General features: G+C 41.7%; 17 protein-coding genes. 15 read left to right on the top strand and 2 right to left on the bottom strand.

Annotation, left to right across the window (positions count from 1 at the left end):
• The first annotated feature begins 213 nt into the window (after window positions 1-213).
• From V7201_RS08255 to yajC, 8 genes are all read left to right on the top strand, one after another.
• Window positions 214-927: a YhcN/YlaJ family sporulation lipoprotein gene (locus tag V7201_RS08255; protein WP_335376298.1), complete on the top strand. Its 714-nt coding sequence runs from the start codon at window positions 214-216 to the stop codon at window positions 925-927.
• A gap of 181 nt (window positions 928-1108) precedes the next feature.
• Window positions 1109-1657, top strand: coding sequence for an intercompartmental signaling factor BofC (locus V7201_RS08250; RefSeq protein ID WP_335376297.1), 549 nt, complete (start codon window positions 1109-1111; stop codon window positions 1655-1657).
• A gap of 172 nt (window positions 1658-1829) precedes the next feature.
• Window positions 1830-2438 carry a Holliday junction branch migration protein RuvA gene (gene ruvA, locus V7201_RS08245; protein WP_335376296.1) on the top strand — a complete coding sequence of 203 codons (609 nt, stop codon included), beginning with the start codon at window positions 1830-1832 and terminating at the stop codon, window positions 2436-2438.
• Between the two features lie 30 nt (window positions 2439-2468).
• Window positions 2469-3470, top strand: coding sequence for a Holliday junction branch migration DNA helicase RuvB (ruvB, locus tag V7201_RS08240; protein WP_335376295.1), 1002 nt, complete (start codon window positions 2469-2471; stop codon window positions 3468-3470).
• 20 nt (window positions 3471-3490) lie between these two features.
• A complete protein-coding gene (locus tag V7201_RS08235; RefSeq protein ID WP_438825038.1) occupies window positions 3491-3673 on the top strand; it encodes a DUF2905 domain-containing protein in 183 nt (60 codons plus the stop codon).
• A 118-nt stretch (window positions 3674-3791) separates the two neighbouring features.
• Window positions 3792-4820, top strand: coding sequence for a tRNA preQ1(34) S-adenosylmethionine ribosyltransferase-isomerase QueA (gene queA / locus V7201_RS08230; protein WP_335376293.1), 1029 nt, complete (start codon window positions 3792-3794; stop codon window positions 4818-4820).
• Between the two features lie 108 nt (window positions 4821-4928).
• Complete coding sequence (gene tgt, locus V7201_RS08225) at window positions 4929-6068, top strand: tRNA guanosine(34) transglycosylase Tgt (protein WP_335376292.1); 1140 nt, start codon at window positions 4929-4931, stop codon at window positions 6066-6068.
• Between the two features lie 36 nt (window positions 6069-6104).
• Window positions 6105-6389 (top strand): preprotein translocase subunit YajC, encoded by a 285-nt coding sequence (gene yajC / locus V7201_RS08220; protein WP_335376291.1) that lies wholly within the window; start codon window positions 6105-6107, stop codon window positions 6387-6389.
• Window positions 6390-6423: 34 nt separating this feature from the next.
• Here the strand turns inward: yajC and V7201_RS08215 are convergent, their stop codons facing one another.
• On the bottom strand, window positions 6424-6807 hold the full coding sequence (locus V7201_RS08215; protein ID WP_335376290.1) for a TIGR04086 family membrane protein: 384 nt from the start codon (window positions 6805-6807) through the stop codon (window positions 6424-6426).
• A gap of 289 nt (window positions 6808-7096) precedes the next feature.
• On the opposite strand from V7201_RS08215, the gene V7201_RS08210 reads away from it, so the two are divergent.
• On the top strand, window positions 7097-7762 hold the full coding sequence (locus V7201_RS08210) for a DUF421 domain-containing protein (RefSeq protein ID WP_335376289.1): 666 nt from the start codon (window positions 7097-7099) through the stop codon (window positions 7760-7762).
• A 142-nt stretch (window positions 7763-7904) separates the two neighbouring features.
• On the opposite strand, the gene spoVB is transcribed toward V7201_RS08210, so the two are convergent.
• Window positions 7905-9470: a stage V sporulation protein B gene (spoVB, locus tag V7201_RS08205; protein ID WP_335376288.1), complete on the bottom strand. Its 1566-nt coding sequence runs from the start codon at window positions 9468-9470 to the stop codon at window positions 7905-7907.
• A 123-nt stretch (window positions 9471-9593) separates the two neighbouring features.
• On the opposite strand from spoVB, the gene V7201_RS08200 reads away from it, so the two are divergent.
• The 6 genes from V7201_RS08200 to V7201_RS08175 all read left to right on the top strand — a co-directional run bounded on the left by V7201_RS08200 (window position 9594) and on the right by V7201_RS08175 (window position 17012).
• Window positions 9594-9890, top strand: a complete 297-nt coding sequence (locus tag V7201_RS08200; protein ID WP_335376287.1) for a post-transcriptional regulator — start codon at window positions 9594-9596, stop codon at window positions 9888-9890.
• 334 nt (window positions 9891-10224) lie between these two features.
• Window positions 10225-12495: a protein translocase subunit SecDF gene (secDF, locus tag V7201_RS08195; RefSeq protein WP_335376286.1), complete on the top strand. Its 2271-nt coding sequence runs from the start codon at window positions 10225-10227 to the stop codon at window positions 12493-12495.
• A 158-nt stretch (window positions 12496-12653) separates the two neighbouring features.
• The gene (locus V7201_RS08190; protein ID WP_335376285.1) at window positions 12654-13577 is read left to right on the top strand and encodes a cation diffusion facilitator family transporter; all 924 of its coding nucleotides are present in this window, start codon (window positions 12654-12656) and stop codon (window positions 13575-13577) included.
• 20 nt (window positions 13578-13597) lie between these two features.
• Window positions 13598-13909, top strand: a complete 312-nt coding sequence (locus V7201_RS08185; RefSeq protein WP_335376284.1) for a LapA family protein — start codon at window positions 13598-13600, stop codon at window positions 13907-13909.
• A 233-nt stretch (window positions 13910-14142) separates the two neighbouring features.
• Entirely contained in the window at window positions 14143-16509 is a 2367-nt protein-coding gene (gene recJ / locus V7201_RS08180) for a single-stranded-DNA-specific exonuclease RecJ (RefSeq protein WP_335376283.1), read from the top strand.
• The gene (locus V7201_RS08175) at window positions 16500-17012 is read left to right on the top strand and encodes an adenine phosphoribosyltransferase (protein WP_335376282.1); all 513 of its coding nucleotides are present in this window, start codon (window positions 16500-16502) and stop codon (window positions 17010-17012) included. Before recJ ends, V7201_RS08175 begins: the two co-directional genes overlap by 10 nt.
• Window positions 17013-17328 lie beyond the last annotated feature (316 nt).

Raw genomic sequence — 17328 nt, 5'->3', positions numbered from 1 at the left:
GGCCCTTCGACGGACAGGACGTCCTAGTGCCGACGTTGCCACAGGACGTGGCGGTTTTAGTCGGCCATCGCTTGTCGCCGTTCCATTTTAAAGGCGCTTGCGCTTTTCTTCATATCCTATTGGTCTTATCTGACAGAATGAAACACACAGCCTATCCACACTCTAATAATGAGCATTTAAATGCTCAGATTAGCCAGAATGGGGGTTATTCGTTTGGATAAGAGGATACTAATGCTTCCGTTAGCTTCCCTGATGGTGTTTGGCATGAGTGCCTGTAATGCCAGTGATGAAAATGCTGCCCAGGACCGAAATGCCAATCCAGCTCAGCCAATAGGCTATTATTCAAATGAAAAAGGTAATGAAGTCGATGTAATGGATGATCGGGAAGGTCCCGTGACTGAAATCTTTGACCACAACTTTGGCAAAGAGGGCCGTGTCGCTCAAGAGCAAAAGCGAATGAGGATCCAGTCAAGGGATGAAAATGGCAACCCGCCTAACCCGACTGTCCCGCTTTCAGACCACGATCATAACTTTTTTCAAAAGGATAACCGTTTTAGCCGCGGTGATACGAATTATCACGGGCATTTGGATGATAAAAGAGGAAGCGGCAAAGCGAAGGTTTACAGAAATAGCAAACAGGATAACAAAATGGCCCGAAAGGTTGGCGAAGCAGCAGCTGCTGTAGACAATGTTGATAAAGTAAGGTCTGTTATGTTTGGCAAAGAAGTAGAAATTGCCGTGTCTTATAAAGACAAGTCTAAGGAAAAGCAGACGAAACAGGAAATCCGAAATGCTGTTAAGCCTTATCTCGAAGGCAGAAAACTTAGAATCACCATGGATGAAGGAACATTCAGCCGGACAAGAAACATTGACTACGAGAGAAAGAACGGTAATCCGCGAGAAAGCATCAACTTGAATCAGAGATAACACCGTGAAGGCAGAGCATTTGCTTTGCCTTCTTCGCTTGTGTGAAAAAACAGCCATAAAAAAGACAAAATTCTTAAAAGGATAAACAAACATTTTTTGGCTAAACTATTTGTGAACAAGTCTTCATTCTTTGATTCTTCTCATTCAAAAACCATTAATAATTAAAGTGAGGTGGACAGCAATGGGTTCAAGGTATAAGTTCAATGCATTCAGTATCGCTGCACTGCTGCTAATCAGTCTATCTGGCTACGGTTTAGTACTCCACACAGAACCTGCTCATGCTGAGAAGCCTGAAGCTAAGGACCAGCAAATCAATGAACCTCTTAAGGTCAAAATCATTTTGCAAAGAGTTTATTTAGATGGAGAAATGAGTGAGGAAGGAGTCATGGAAACAATTTGGTCCATGGAAGATTTTTGGGCAAAATATGATGATTGGCAGCTTATTGATATGGAAAAAAACAAAGCTGTTTTCAGACAGGACATTGATGACATCTCCCCTCTATTAAAGGCGAATGGTTATTTTGGCTTGTCTGAAGAGGGGGTCTTAACTATTTTTAATGGCAGGCCCGATGGATCAAATATCATCCAATCATTCTTTCAAATTGACCTTGGGAGGCTTGAAAGCTTTAAGAGGGATCAATTGAAGAAAGGAATTCCAATCAAGAATAAACAATGCTACGAAGAAGTCCTCGAGACATTTAAACCATATACTTTGCTGGAAAAGCAATGAAGGGCCGGGATGAACCGGCCCTTTCATTATGTAATCAGAAAAAATCCCTGTTGCTGTGTGCTGGTATAAAAATAAAAAATAAATCATACGTTCGCCTTTTAGCATATTTTTGTACAACTCATTAAAAATTGTATGGTAAAATGAGTTACAGCAAAGCAGAGGGGCGAGAATATTGTTCGAGTTTATTAAAGGCAGCGTCGACTTTGTCGGGCCTGAATATATAGTAGTTGAAAATAATGGGATTGGGTATCAAATTATGACACCTAACCCGTTTGTATTTGCAAAAGAAACTGGAAAAGAAATTCGTATTTATACATATCATTATGTCAGGGAAGATCTCATTGCTCTCTATGGTTTTAAGAGCAGGGAGGAAAAAGCCCTCTTCACACGACTTTTGAATGTGTCAGGAATTGGTCCGAAAGGGGCACTCGCTATACTTGCTTCAGGAGAGCCTGAACAGGTTGTACAGGCAATCGAAAACGAAGATGAAGCTTTCCTTGTGAAATTCCCAGGTGTCGGAAAGAAAACCGCGCGCCAGATGATCTTAGATTTAAAAGGAAAGCTGCATGACTTGGTTCCGGACTTTTTCCCGAACTTATTTAATGCTGACGAAGTTGCATCGGCTGAAAGTCTGTCGACTGAGTTTGATGAGGCAGTCCTTGCGCTTAAGGCTCTGGGCTATTCCGAGAAGGAAATTCGTAAGGTCGCACCTGATTTGAGAAAAGAAAAGTTATCGACAGATCAATATATTAAGAAGGCACTGCAGAAGCTTTTAAGATAAAACCAAGATTGATAAAAGGGTGATAAACAGATGGAAGAACGCATTATCTCCAGTGAAGCCGGCGATCAGGATCTTTCATTTGAGCAGAGCCTGCGGCCTCAGACACTAAGGCAGTACATCGGGCAGGATAAGGTGAAGGCCAATCTCGAAGTATTTATCGAGGCTGCGAGAATGAGGCGTGAAACACTGGATCATGTTTTGCTTTATGGTCCTCCTGGATTGGGAAAAACGACACTTGCAGCCATCATCGCCAATGAGATGGGAGTCAACCTTAGGACAACTTCCGGTCCTGCAATTGAAAGGCCAGGGGATCTCGCGGCGATTTTGACTGCGCTTGAGCCGGGTGATGTATTATTTATAGACGAAATCCACCGGCTTCCTAGAACCATTGAGGAAGTGCTCTATCCAGCAATGGAAGATTTTTGTCTGGATATTGTGATTGGAAAGGGACCGAGTGCTCGTTCTGTTCGATTGGACCTTCCGCCATTTACGCTTGTTGGGGCGACTACGCGTGCTGGTTCATTATCTGCTCCTTTAAGAGACAGGTTTGGAGTCTTAAGCCGATTGGAATACTATAATGAAAGCCAGCTTACTGATATTGTTGTCAGGACAGCGGAACTGCTTGAAACAGAAATTGATTGGCTTGCGGCCCAAGAGCTTGCTAGAAGGTCGAGAGGAACACCGAGAATTGCGAACCGCCTGTTAAAGCGCGTTCGAGACTTTGCCCAGGTCCGCGGCAATGGAGCGGTAGAGGAATCTTTGGCTAAAGAAGCAATGGAACTCATGCAGGTAGACCGTTTAGGCCTCGACCATATTGACCATAAATTACTAATAGGAATCATTGAAAAATACCGCGGCGGCCCAGTTGGGTTAGAGACCATCGCCGCCACCATCGGAGAAGAGTCGCAGACCATTGAAGATGTGTATGAACCATATCTTCTGCAGATTGGATTTCTACAGCGTACTCCAAGGGGAAGAATTGTAACGGAGGCTGTGTACCGACATTTCCAAATGGAGGTGCCTGAGCGTTGACAGGTGCAGCAAAGTTCGTGATGATTGCGGGAGCAGTAATCTTTGTAATCGGATTTATCATGCAATTTATTAACTTTGGCAGACTGCCAGGTGATGTAATAATTAAAAAGGGCAATGCAACATTTTATTTCCCATTTGTTACGTCCATCATATTAAGCGTAGTATTATCTGCGATTTTTTACTTTATCGGTAAATTCCGCTGAAACTTTTATTTGATAGACTGCGTAGACAGTCATCGGCCCTCGCGGAAAGTGAGCGTCAGGGGCGGACACCAACAGGTACGTTAACATAGACACTAGAAAAAATAGTAAGGGTGACATCATGAAAGTAGATTTGTTTGATTTTCATCTGCCGGAAGAACTGATTGCTCAGACTCCGCTGGAACAGCGTACTGAAAGCAGACTAATGGTTCTTGATAAAGAATCCGGCAATATTGAACACGATAAATTTAAAAATATAAAAGAATATCTCCAGCCTGGCGATTGCCTTGTTTTGAATGATACAAAAGTACTTCCTGCAAGGCTGTTCGGATTGAAGGAAGATACAGGTGCCAAAATTGAAGTCCTTCTTTTAAAACAAGTTGAAGGTGATGAGTGGGAAACGCTTATTAAGCCAGCGAAGCGTGTGAAGGAAGGAACAAAAATTGTTTTTGGCGATGGGATTTTAACAGCTGTTTGTACTGGTGAGGCTGACCATGGGGGCAGGAAACTGAAGTTCTCTTATGAAGGGATTTTCTATGAGGTTCTCGAGGAGCTTGGTGAAATGCCGCTGCCCCCTTATATTAAAGAGCAGCTGGAAGATAAGGACCGTTACCAAACTGTTTATGCAAGAGAACGGGGTTCTGCAGCTGCTCCGACGGCGGGCTTGCATTTTACAGAGGAACTGCTGGAAGAGCTTAAGGAAATGGGAGTCCATATTGCTTTTATCACTCTCCATGTAGGCCTTGGCACATTCAGGCCTGTAAGTGTTGATTCTATTGAAGAACATGATATGCATTCCGAGTTCTATCAGGTTACTGAAGGAACAGCCTTGCTTTTGAATACAGTCCGGGAAAACGGAGGCAGGATCATCACAGTTGGGACAACGTCTACCAGAACACTCGAAACGATTGCCACAGCAAACGACGGTAAGTTTATATCTGAAAGTGGCTGGACGAATATATTTATATATCCAGGATATGAATTTAAGGCAATCGATGGGATGATTACAAATTTCCATCTGCCTAAATCAACACTTATTATGCTGGTCAGTGCTTTAGCAGGACGTGATCATGTCCTCAATGCGTATATTAAGGCAGTGGAAGAAAGGTATCGTTTCTTTAGCTTTGGTGATGCGATGCTGATTTTATAAACTCGCTTCTTGAGTTTTTTTAAAGTCCTAATGTGCAACAACATTTCAATGAGATAAAATAGAAATTTTAACAGCTTTGGTTTAACCAATGGAAGGAGCTTATATCAATTGTCAGCAATCCGATACGAATTAATCAAAACATGTAAGCAAACGGGGGCAAGGCTTGGGCGCGTACATACACCACACGGCACATTTGAAACGCCTGTGTTCATGCCTGTGGGTACACTGGCAACCGTCAAGACGATGGCCCCTGAGGAATTAGTGGAAATGGGAGCAGGAATCATTCTGAGCAATACCTATCACCTCTGGCTGAGACCAGGACACGAGATCGTACAAGAGGCTGGCGGCCTGCATAAATTCATGAACTGGGACCGTGCGATCCTTACAGATTCAGGCGGTTTCCAGGTATTTTCTTTAAGTGAGTTCAGGAAAATTGAAGAGGAAGGCGTCCATTTCCGCAACCATCTTAACGGAGACAAGCTGTTCCTTTCTCCTGAGAAAGCGATGGAAATCCAAAATGCATTAGGTTCGGATATCATGATGGCATTCGATGAATGCCCTCCTTATCCTGCTGAATATGACTATATGAAAAAGTCAGTTGAAAGAACTTCTCGCTGGGCCGAACGCTGCCTTACAGCTCATAAGCGCCCACAGGACCAGGGACTTTTCGGGATTGTCCAGGGTGGAGAATATGAGGAATTGAGGAAACAGAGCGCCAAGGATCTTGTGTCCATGGACTTCCCTGGCTATGCAGTCGGCGGATTGTCGGTTGGAGAACCAAAGGATGTCATGAACAGGGTGCTTGACTTTACAACACCATGGCTGCCAACAGATAAACCCCGTTATTTGATGGGGGTAGGTTCACCTGACTCATTGATTGATGGTGCGATTCGTGGCATCGATATGTTTGACTGTGTTCTGCCGACAAGGATTGCCCGAAATGGTACATTGATGACGAGCGAGGGACGACTAGTCGTGAAGAACGCCAAGTTTGCACGTGATTTTGGACCGTTGGATCCTAATTGTGATTGTTACACTTGCCGGAATTACAGCAGGGCATACATTCGCCATTTAATTAAAACAGATGAAACCTTTGGAATTCGATTAACTTCTTACCATAATCTCTATTTTCTGATAAACTTAATGGAGCAGGTCAGACAGGCGATCCGCGAAGACCGTCTCGGCGACTTTAGAGAAGAGTTCTTTGAGCAATATGGATTTAATAAGCCGAATGCTAAAAATTTCTAATAACCTGGCTTGTAATAGTGAAAGGAGGGGAAAAGAATGGAAGGTTTAATAGGTACAGTATTCCCACTGCTGCTGATGTTTGCATTGTTCTACTTTTTACTGATTCGTCCTCAACAGAAAAGGCAAAAAGCGGTTCAGCAAATGCAAGGCGACCTGAAAAAGGGTGATAAGGTTGTTACAATCGGCGGTTTACATGGATTTGTCGATGCACTTGATGAAGGTACTGTTGTCATAAAGTGTGGAGACGGAAGCCGTCTTACATATGATCGCGCTGCCATCCGTGATGTAACAGCATCTTCGGGCGACATGCTTTCAAAGTAATGAAAAAAGAAGCGGATTTCGATCCGCTTCTTTTTTATGCGCCTTTTCCGCCTGCTATGTTGACTCCTAAAATACCACCCATCATCGCCGTTAAAATATAGCATGTATGATAGATGAGCTGCTCAAAGGTGAATAAGCTGTCATATCCCAAAAATTGAAACAAAAAGATGATAAGGGAATAAACAAGACCTGTTGATCCTCCAATCAGCCACCCCTTTTGCTTGCCATTCCCTCCGGTAATAAAACCGCCAATAAAAATGGATAAAAAAGAGATGGATGTCATTACGTATTGAAGCGAAGACTCCTGGACTGAAGTGAATTTTAAAAGAAGAGAAAATATAAAACTGCTTACGACTGCCAATAAGAATATTGCCATCACACCGTATAGGACGGACTTTCCTAAACTCCTGGATTCCATTAACCCCTCTCCTCTCTAATCTGATTCCCTGAAACAGGGAATTGCCTAGTACAAGCATATTCAGGAAAATGTAAAAATAGAATTAGTTTTTTATTTAGCTTTGCTAACATTGGTTGACTTTCGGGCAAGGTACTCGATTACCGCGGGCGGGCCGGAAAGCCTTCTCGGCGCTTGATATATCAGGGAGGGGAAGAGCAGGCAAATATCATTGCTTCCAGAAAAATTGTAGTATTTTTTTAAATCCAGGTATAACACTATAGAGGAATGCATTGTGAAGGGTGGGAGAAAAGTGGAAGAATATATGATCATTCTTTTTAGGACCTTGCTCCTTTACTTGCTGATCCTCGTGATATTCAGATTGATGGGCAAAAGGGAAATCGGAGAATTGAGCATTTTGGATTTTGTTGTGTATATCATGATTGCAGAAATGGCATCACTCGCAATCGAAAACACAGAAGATCCTATAATCAATACTTTGCTTCCAATCATTATTTTGGTCATAATTCAAATTACTTTGGCACTGTTTTCTCTTAAAAGCAAGATGTTCAGGGATATAGTGGACGGTAAGCCGACGGTGATTATCAATCACGGAAAAATTGATGAACATGCAATGAAAGCACAGAGGTACAACTTTGATGATTTGCTGCTTCAATTAAGAGAAAAAGACGTTGGAAATATTGCAGACGTTGAATTTGCTATTTTGGAGCCATCAGGAAAGCTGTCCATTTTTCAAAAAAATCAGGGAAGCCAATCAGGAGGCCAGCAGGATAATGGCAGTCTTGCACTGCCGCTAATTATTGACGGTGAGGTTCAGGAAGATAATCTGAAATTAATCGACAAGAAAAAGGAATGGCTCTTAGAAGAGCTGAAGAAAAAAGGACATGAGGATCCGGGGAAGATATCTTTTTGCAGCTTTCAAAATGGGAAGTTTTTTGTTGATTTAATTGATCAATAATCCATTTTTAAAAAATTTAAAAGAATAATATCTGATATCATTGCCATTTCAAAAAACGTGGAGCACCAACCACGTTTTTTGAATTTGGCGATTGCGTAATATTTAATACTTGGACAAAAAGACGTATAAATTAGGTAAGCACCTATTTAAATAATGGTTTTTTTAAGAGAGAAGTGAATACTGAGAGAACTCTGCGAAGCTCATGCTTTTTAATTAGACCTAACGCCACTGCCAGTGAAACATAGATTACGGAAATGGCAGCAGCTGTTATGAGTATTCTCACGGCGAGTGAAGTGCCTTCTCCATAAACATCCCAAAGCAGGAAACCTGCCAATCCTGACAGGGCTATAACAGCAAATGTTTTTACATAATCCATTACATAAAAGGTAAAGGAAACAGCCTTCAGCATAGTAGCGAAATGAAGGAGGGTAATCAATACAATTCCCATTACCATTCCTAAAGCTGCCCCGTTAATCCCGAATGCAGGCTGGCTTGCTAGTAAGAATATGACAGCTGTCTTGGCTGCATTCCCGATTAGACTGTTAATCATGGCAGCACGTGCCAAATCTAATGCCTGCAGTGCTGCCTGCAGAGGTCCCTGAAAATAATAAAATAGAAAAAATGGAGCCATCAGCTTTATGAATTGGGATCCATTCGATGTACCATACATTAGGGTCATTAAAGGCTCAGCCAATACATACAGCACAACCACTGACAATCCGCCAGTCAGCAGAGAAAAGCGTAACGATTGCTGTAAAAGATGTTCAATGACTTTTCCATTTTTCTTAGAATTCGCCTCGCTTATCGCGGGAACAAGAGAAGTTGAAAGGGAATAGGTAATAAATGATGGCAGCAAAAGCAATGGCATTGCAAACCCGGTAAGGGCACCGTATTGTTTAGTTGCTGCAACGGCTGCCACTCCTGCGATTGCAAGGCTATGGGCGACAACGATTGGCTCAAAGAACCAGGAAACGGATCCTATCATCCTTGATCCCGTTGTCGGCAATGCAATACTCATCAATTCATTGAAAGTCGATTTCCCTGAATGTACATATTGAAAGAAATTTTTCCTAAGCCGGAATTTCTTTCTCAGTTTGAAGGTCGTCATTAAATACAGCAGTGAAGCAAGTTCTCCAAGCACTGATGCCACCATAGCTGCCGCTGCAGCATATTCAATTCCATAAGGCATGAATGTTTTCGTCAATACAGCGATCAGGGTAATGCGGACAAGCTGTTCAATTACTTGGGAGATGGCAGAAGGCCTCATATTCTGTCTTCCCTGAAAATATCCGCGTAGGACAGAGGATACAGCCACTATGGGTACGATAGGGGCGATGGCCATGAGCGGCAAATGAGTCCGCGGGTCTGTAAATAAAGTATTTGAAAGGTAGGGAGCAAGGAATAATAAGGCTGGCGTAAAGACTATAGATAACGAAATTGTGGTAGCAAGAGAGACGACTAAGATTTTTTTGATTTTAGCATAATCTCCTCTTGCCTCAGCTTCAGCTACATTTTTGGAAATGGCCACTGGCAATCCCAACTGCGTAATGGTCACGACAAGGATCAATGTCGGGAAGGCCATCATATATAAGCCGACGCCCTCTTCACCAATAAAACGTGCGATGACGATCCGGTTTATAAAACCAAGCACTCTTGTTACGAGCCCGGCTATCAGTAAAATAAAGGTTCCTTTTAAAAACTTCGACATTCCGCTCCCTGCCTTCTCAAAAATGCTTATTTCATATACAATTAACTATATGCAGGAAAGTGGACAAAGCATGACAGGTTAAAGCATTTAAAAGACTAGAATTTAGGACAGGGAGGCAAAGAGATGGACGGAAACCATCAGTATGGTCGTTTCTACAAAGAAATTAAGCCAGCTTTGAAAAGTAAGGTGGAAGAATTCCAGATTTTCGGTTATGAAAAAGTAAGCGAAAAGGATTTATGGGATTACCTCACGAAAAAAAAATGGAAGAAATTGAAGGAAGATATTCATCTGTATGAAATTGTAGCTGATATTCTATCAGTCAAAGTTGGAGATTTGATGAACTTCACTACAGTAGAAGCCTTTAAGATGGGGGATTTTGCGATGGAGGATGAAGAAGAGCGGAAGCAGCTGCTTAAATAAGGACCAGTCCTTATTAAATATTCCCAATAATTAGACTGATTTTCATCCATCTAATTTCCGCTTTTTTTCCTTAAATCAAGACCAGTTCCTGTATTGAATTCCTGGAGCTAATTTTTTTAATAGGCAGTCAAAATGAATGATCGATAAAATCAATTGTCTAAAGCGATAAAAAGTTTTTCATTATCCCAAAAAGCTTAATTGACAGTTTTTTTAATCTGATACATAATTAAAATGCTATAAATTGGTTGCCTTCATATGTTTCCTGTAGTCTTAATGTTTTTAACTGTCTGGCAGCATGATTTTTTGTGCGCAAAATAAGGAGGATTTCTACATAATGGTAAAACGCAGCCGCATCGTGGTCTTCTTTTTGTTAGTTTTGCTAATTGGAAGTGCCATGGGTGCAACGACCCAGAATATCTTGAACAATATAAAGCTAGGACTTGACCTTCAGGGTGGGTTTGAAGTTCTCTATGAAGTGACGCCCCTAAATGGGAAAAAAGGCGACAAAGTTGACCGGGAGACTTTAAAAAGTACAGCGAACGCCCTAGAACGAAGGGTAAACGTTCTCGGTGTAAGTGAACCGAATATACAAATTGAAGGAGATAACAGGATTCGTGTTCAGCTCGCTGGTGTAAAAGACCAGAATAAGGCTAGAGAAATCCTCTCCACTGAAGCAAACCTTACATTCCGTGATGTTAACGACCGGGTTATGATGGATGGAAGCGACCTGGCTGAAAATGGAGCGAAGCAAAGCTTTGACCAACAAAATAAGCCAAGCATCTCCATTACGTTAAAAGACGGTGACCAATTCGGTGAGATCACGAAAGAAATCCGCAGCATGGCTCCTGAAAACCAGCTTATTATTTGGCTTGATTTTGAGGAGGGAAAAGATTCTTATAAGGCAGAAAGAATGAAGCCTAATCCAAGATTCCTTTCCAATCCCAATGTTGATCGTGTTTTAAATCAGAAAAATGTTGAAATTACTGGAACTTTCACAATAGAAGAAGCCCAGCAACTTGCATCATTGCTTAATGCTGGATCTCTTCCAGTTAAGCTTGATGAAACATATTCAACTTCTGTTGGCGCGAAATTCGGTGAACAGGCATTAAACGAGACGATTTTCGCGGGCATAATAGGTGTTATCGTTATTTTTGCCTTTATGCTTCTTTACTACCGTTTACCAGGTTTCATAGCAATAGTAACACTGTCGATTTACATTTACCTCATCCTGTTGATCTTTGATTGGATGAATGGTGTATTGACGCTTCCGGGTATTGCCGCCTTGATCCTTGGGGTTGGTATGGCGGTAGATGCCAATATTATCACCTATGAGCGGATTAAAGAAGAATTAAAGATCGGCCGCAATATCAAGGCCGCTTTTGAGGCGGGCAGCAAAGGGTCATTGTCTACGATCCTTGATGCGAACCTGACAACTATTCTTGCAGCTATCGTTTTATTTGCTTATGGTACAAGCTCTGTAAAAGGTTTCGCGACTATGCTGATTATCAGTATTCTAGCAAGCTTTATCACAGCAGTATTTGGCGCACGCCTATTCCTTGGTCTGTGGGTTAACAGCGGCTTATTCAAAAATAAGCCATGGTGGTTCGGAGTTAAGAAAGAAGAGATCCATGATATTTCCGAAGGCTTGGATTCCTTGGATTTGCGTACGAAATTCGATCGTTTTGATTTTGTTAAACATAGAAACAAATTCTTCACGGCAACTGGAATCATTCTGGGTCTTGGACTTATCGCATTATTGATATTCCGACTTAACCTTGCAATTGATTTTGCCAGCGGTACAAGAATCGAAATTCTATCAGACAGCAAACTCACTGCTGAGCAAGTAAAAGAGGAACTTGCAAAGGTAGATATCAAAACAGATGATATCGTCATCTCTGGCGATAAGGGTGAAGTAGGAGTAGCAAGATTAAAAGGTGTATTAAGCAAGGATGAAATTTCAACCCTTAAATCGCACATCAAAGATGAATTCGGTGCTGAGCCGAATGTCGGAACTGTTTCCCCTACAATCGGTAAAGAATTGGCGAAGAATGCAATGATTGCCCTGGTTATTGCCTCAATTGGCATAATCATTTATGTAACGATACGATTCGAGATGTTCATGGCCCTTGCGGCAATTGTAGCATTGCTTCATGATGCATTTTTAGTAATTGTTGTATTCAGTATTATAAGATTAGAAGTTGACTTGACATTCATCGCGGCGATCCTGACAATTGTCGGTTACTCCATTAATGACACGATTGTTACCTTTGACAGGATGAGGGAGAATATGGTGAAGAAGAAGCGCCTGAAGACTCCTGAAGATATTGCAGAAGTAGTTAATACAGGTTTGCGCCAAACGCTGGGACGTTCGGTCAACACTGTTTTAACCGTAGTCATTACTGTAGTTGCTTTACTGATTTTCGGCAGCGAATCCATTTGGAATTTCTCATTCGCATTGCTTATCGGTTTGATTGCGGGTACCTATTCTTCTATATTTATCGCAGCTCAGCTCTGGTACGTTTGGAAAAATAAAGAGCTTAAGAAGAAGGGCACAATCAATACCTATAAAGAAAAGAAAGTATACTCAGACGAGCCTCAAGTATAAATGAATGTATTTGAAAAATACCACGGGAAACCGTGGTATTTTTCATTTTGGTTAGAACATCCATTTTTCAGGTAAAATAATAGGAATGCCGAAAGACTAATTGCATCGGTTTCTTGCCGGTATACATATGAATTGTGGAGTTGGGAGGTAATATATCAATGGAAAAAGATGTGCGATTTAAAAAAGCGGAATTCGCTGCCATGGTTGGTGTTGTTGGGAATATTGTATTAGCTGTCTTAAAGTGGGTGATCGGTATTTACGCAAACAGTACAGCCCTTGTAGCCGATGCGGTGCATTCTGCCTCAGATGTTGCTGGCTCACTTGCTGTTTACATTGGGCTAAAGGCAGCGAAAGCTCCGCCAGATGAGGACCATCCATATGGACATGGAAAGGCCGAATCGATCGCTGCTATCATTGTAGCCGTCCTGCTGTTGCTGGTAGGTGTGGAAATTGGCAGGTCTGCAATTGAATCCTTTTTTAAGCCGATTGAGGCACCGAAATCGATTGCAATTGTAGCGGTCATCGTTTCAATCATCGTAAAAGAGGGAATGTTCAGGTATAAATACAGGCTAGGTAAACAATTGAATAGTGACGCTTTGATTGTAAATGCCTATGAACATCGGTCCGATGTATATTCATCGCTCGCTGCCCTGGTTGGAATCAGCGCTGCGGTCATTGGCGGGAAGTTGGGGATTGGGTGGCTTGAATATGCTGACCCGGTAACAGGATTGCTTGTAGCAATCTTCATCATAAGAATGGCCTGGACACTTGGCAAGGAATCGATTCATAACACTCTTGATCATGTAATGCATGAGGAAGATACAGAAGAATTCAAAACGATTGTTCGATCTATTCCAGATGTGAAAAAATTGGATGAGTTGCATGCGAGGGAACATGGACATTATGTGATCATCGATTTGAAAATATCCGTGGATCCACATATCACAGTTGAACAAGGGCATAGAATAGGTAAATGTGTCAAAAAGAAGCTTATGGAAAACATGAATGTCCAAAATGTCTTAGTCCATATAAATCCTTTTAGCGAGGAAGGGAGTTTCGAGGATAACATTGACATTCAATAGAAAAAAAGGGGTTGAGGAGCATGAAATTTCAATGGACACTGCTGCTGGGTATTGCCTTCGCACTGATTGTGGCCGTATTTGCCGTCATCAATGTAGAACCAGTAGCAGTAAATTATTTATTTGGGGAAGCAAAATGGCCGCTGATCCTGGTTATATTAGGCTCAGTGCTTATGGGAGGCATCATAGTCGGGTCAGTCGGACTCTTCAGGTTGTTTGTCCTTCAGCGTGAGGTCAAAACGTTAAAGAAGCAAAACCAGGCCTTAGAACAGCAGCTCAAGGAAAATCAGATTACTCAGGAAGAACCATTGCATGGCATTGAGGATATTCATTGAGTGAAAAACGAAATGGCAGCTATATCAGCTGTCATTTTTTTATTATGATGTATTTAAGACAATGGTGATTTTTGCAGCTGTTGTTGATTGGAGCGGACAGCGAGTGCCTGAATTGGAATTCAGCAGATAACGTTAGCATAGCCTATTTAAAAATAGTTCCCCACTCTTAGCATTCATTGTCATTGAAACACGGACAAGGCTTTTGTATAATAAAAAAGCTGAGAGGTGAACGTATGTTAAAGCCAAAATCAAGGTGGATTGTAAAGCAATCTGACCAGTCTAAAACAGAGTCACTCGCAAAAGAACTCAATATTACCCATCTGACTGCTTCTCTGCTTGTCAATCGCGGACTGGATACCGTGGAAGATGCCCGGTATTTTTTATTTGGACAAAAAAGCAATTTCCATGATCCGTTTTTATTAAAAGATATGGACAAGGCAGTAGCACGTATAAACAAAGCAATCGAAATACAGGAGCCAATTTTAGTATTTGGTGATTACGATGCAGACGGTGTGAGCAGTACAACGGTGATGATGAAAGCCCTGAATGAATTGGGAGCTAATGCCGATTACTACATACCAAACCGTTTCACGGAAGGCTATGGCCCAAACGAAAAGGCCTTTAAAATGGCCGCTGAAAAAGGAATAGGCCTGATCATAACAGTTGATACGGGCATTTCCGCACTTCATGAAGCCCAAGTAGCAAAGGATCTTGGCATAGATCTCATCATAACGGATCATCATGAACCAGGGCCTGCACTTCCGAATGCCTTTGCGATCATCCATCCAAAGCTTGAGGATAGTGTCTACCCATTCAAGGACTTAGCGGGTGTAGGAGTAGCGCTAAAGGTTGCCCATGCACTGCTGGGAAGGCTGCCTGAGCATTTGCTTGAATTTGCTGCGATTGGAACAATTGCTGATCTTGTCCCATTGCTCGGTGAAAACAGACTTATTGCCTTAAGCGGTATCGCGCAAATGAAAACAAGCCAGACACCTGGTTTGCATGCATTACTAAAGCTTGCCAAAACAGAGAAATCGGCAATAGATGAAGAAACGATTGGTTTTTTAATCGGACCAAGGGTGAATGCTGCTGGACGGTTAGGCAGTGCAGATCCTGCAGTACAGTTAATGATGACATCAGATTCCGAAGAAGCTATGATGCTTGCTGAAGAGATTGATTCCTTAAACAAGGAGCGGCAGAATCTGGTCGCCGAAATCGCCCGGGAAGCCATCGATGAAGTCGAAACCTATTACCCAGTAAAGGATAACCCTGTTCTTGTCATCGGTAAAGAGGGATGGAATGCGGGTGTTATAGGGATTGTGGCATCAAAGCTGGTAGAAAAATATTACCGGCCTGCGATTGTCCTGAGCTTTGATAAAGAAAAAGGGCAGGCAAAAGGGTCAGCTAGAAGCATAGCTGGATTTGACCTGTTTAAAAATCTATCTACTTGCAGAGACATCCTGCCGCATTTTGGAGGCCATCCTATGGCAGCCGGGATGACATTGGATCTTAATAATGTGGATGAACTGAGAGAGAGGCTTAATGGGCTGGCTAAGGACCAGCTTAAAGACGAAGACCTCATTCCTGTATCCCATATTGATGCTAAAATTGGCATCAATGAGATAAATATTGCTACCATCAACGAGCTTGGACAGCTCTCACCATATGGCGTCAGTAATCCAAAGCCGAAGGTGCTTATTGAAGAAGCGAATATATCCACACTAAGGAAAATTGGATCGGACCAGTCACATTTGAAGCTTTCCCTTGAGGATGCCGGGAAAACGATTGACAGCATCGGTTTTGGCTTCGGACATCTTCATGACCACATCTCACCAAGCTCGAAAATGTCTGTAATCGGAGAGTTGTCCATCAATGAGTGGAATAATATCAAGAAACCCCAGCTTTTTCTTAGGGACGCTGCTGTAACGTCATGGCAGCTATTCGATTTCAGAGGACTTAAAAGAATTGAGAAACTTCCTGAAATGATTTTAGGTGAAAATGTTAAATGGGTTCTTTTTAATGCTGAGTTGAAGGATAAATTTTCTGCTATTTTAGGAGATTCTCTTTTGTTGATTTCTTCTGAGCAAGAAGCAGAAAATCTGGAGATGGATTTATCAAATGTCGTATTGCTGGACCTTCCGCCATATAAAGACCTTCTGGTAAAATTATTGTCGGGCAAAAATCCAGGCAGAATCTATGTCCACTTTTATAAAGAAAACAGCGAGTTTTTTACTACGATGCCAACCAGGGAGCACTTCAAATGGTTCTATGCTTTTCTTTCCAAGAAAAGCCCATTCGACTTAAAACGTTATGGCGGTGAGCTGGCAAAGCATCGCGGATGGACAAAAGAAACAATAGAATTCATGTCACAGGTGTTTTTTGAACTAGATTTTGTTAAAATAAACAATGGGTTTATTTCACTTGTAAAAGATGTCCCTAAAAGGGATTTAACTGAATCCACAACATATCAGCACAAGGTGCAAGCATTTACTCTTGAAAATGAGTTGCTCTATTCATCATATGAGCAATTGAAGGGTTGGTTTGACCAGCTCATTCAGGAGTCGGTGAAAAATGAGGAGGCAATTATTCAATGGATTTGAAACAATTCATCACAATCGTTCCCGATTGGCCAAAGCCAGGCATTAAATTTAAAGATATCACAACTTTAATGGACAATGGCGAGGCATATAGATATGCAACTGACCAGATCGTGGCTTATGCACGTGAAAGGCAAATTGATCTTGTAGTAGGACCTGAAGCTCGGGGTTTCATCATTGGATGCCCGGTTGCCTATTCACTTGGAGTAGGCTTTGCTCCAGTGCGCAAGGAAGGCAAACTTCCTCGTGAAACTGTGAAAGTTAATTACGGCCTAGAATACGGCAGTGATATATTGACAATTCACAGGGATGCAATCAAACCAGGACAAAGAGTATTAATTACAGATGATTTGCTTGCTACAGGCGGAACAATTGATGCAACGATTAAACTAGTAGAAGAACTAGGCGGAGTCGTAGCAGGAATTGCGTTCTTGATTGAGTTGACTTACCTTGATGGACGCGAAAAATTGAATGGATACGATATGTTGACTTTAATGCAATATTAATTTGAAAGGGCGCTTCACTCTGAAGTGCCCTTTTGTCATTCTTAAATAAGTTTTAACTGATATTTTTACATACAAAATCCGTTGAGACATTTATTAAGACCAAGGTATGAAAAATCCCGGCTCTGTTAAAGATGAACGTTGTTTTTAAGCCTGTAGATTGGAGCGGAAAACAATAGTTAAAGTTAACAGTGCAAAAATCTAAAAATGAATGAAATTCTTCAAATTACAATAACTTTCGACAATTTTTTTAAATTCTGCTGTAAAATATCTTCCTTTCTCTTTACATCTTTGATTTTTTCTTTGATAATAGTAACAA

The sequence above is a fragment of the Bacillus sp. JJ1122 genome (genome assembly GCF_036964885.1).
GTDB lineage: Bacteria > Bacillota > Bacilli > Bacillales > Cytobacillaceae > Mesobacillus.
This window is presented reverse-complemented; position numbering and strand designations above follow the sequence as displayed.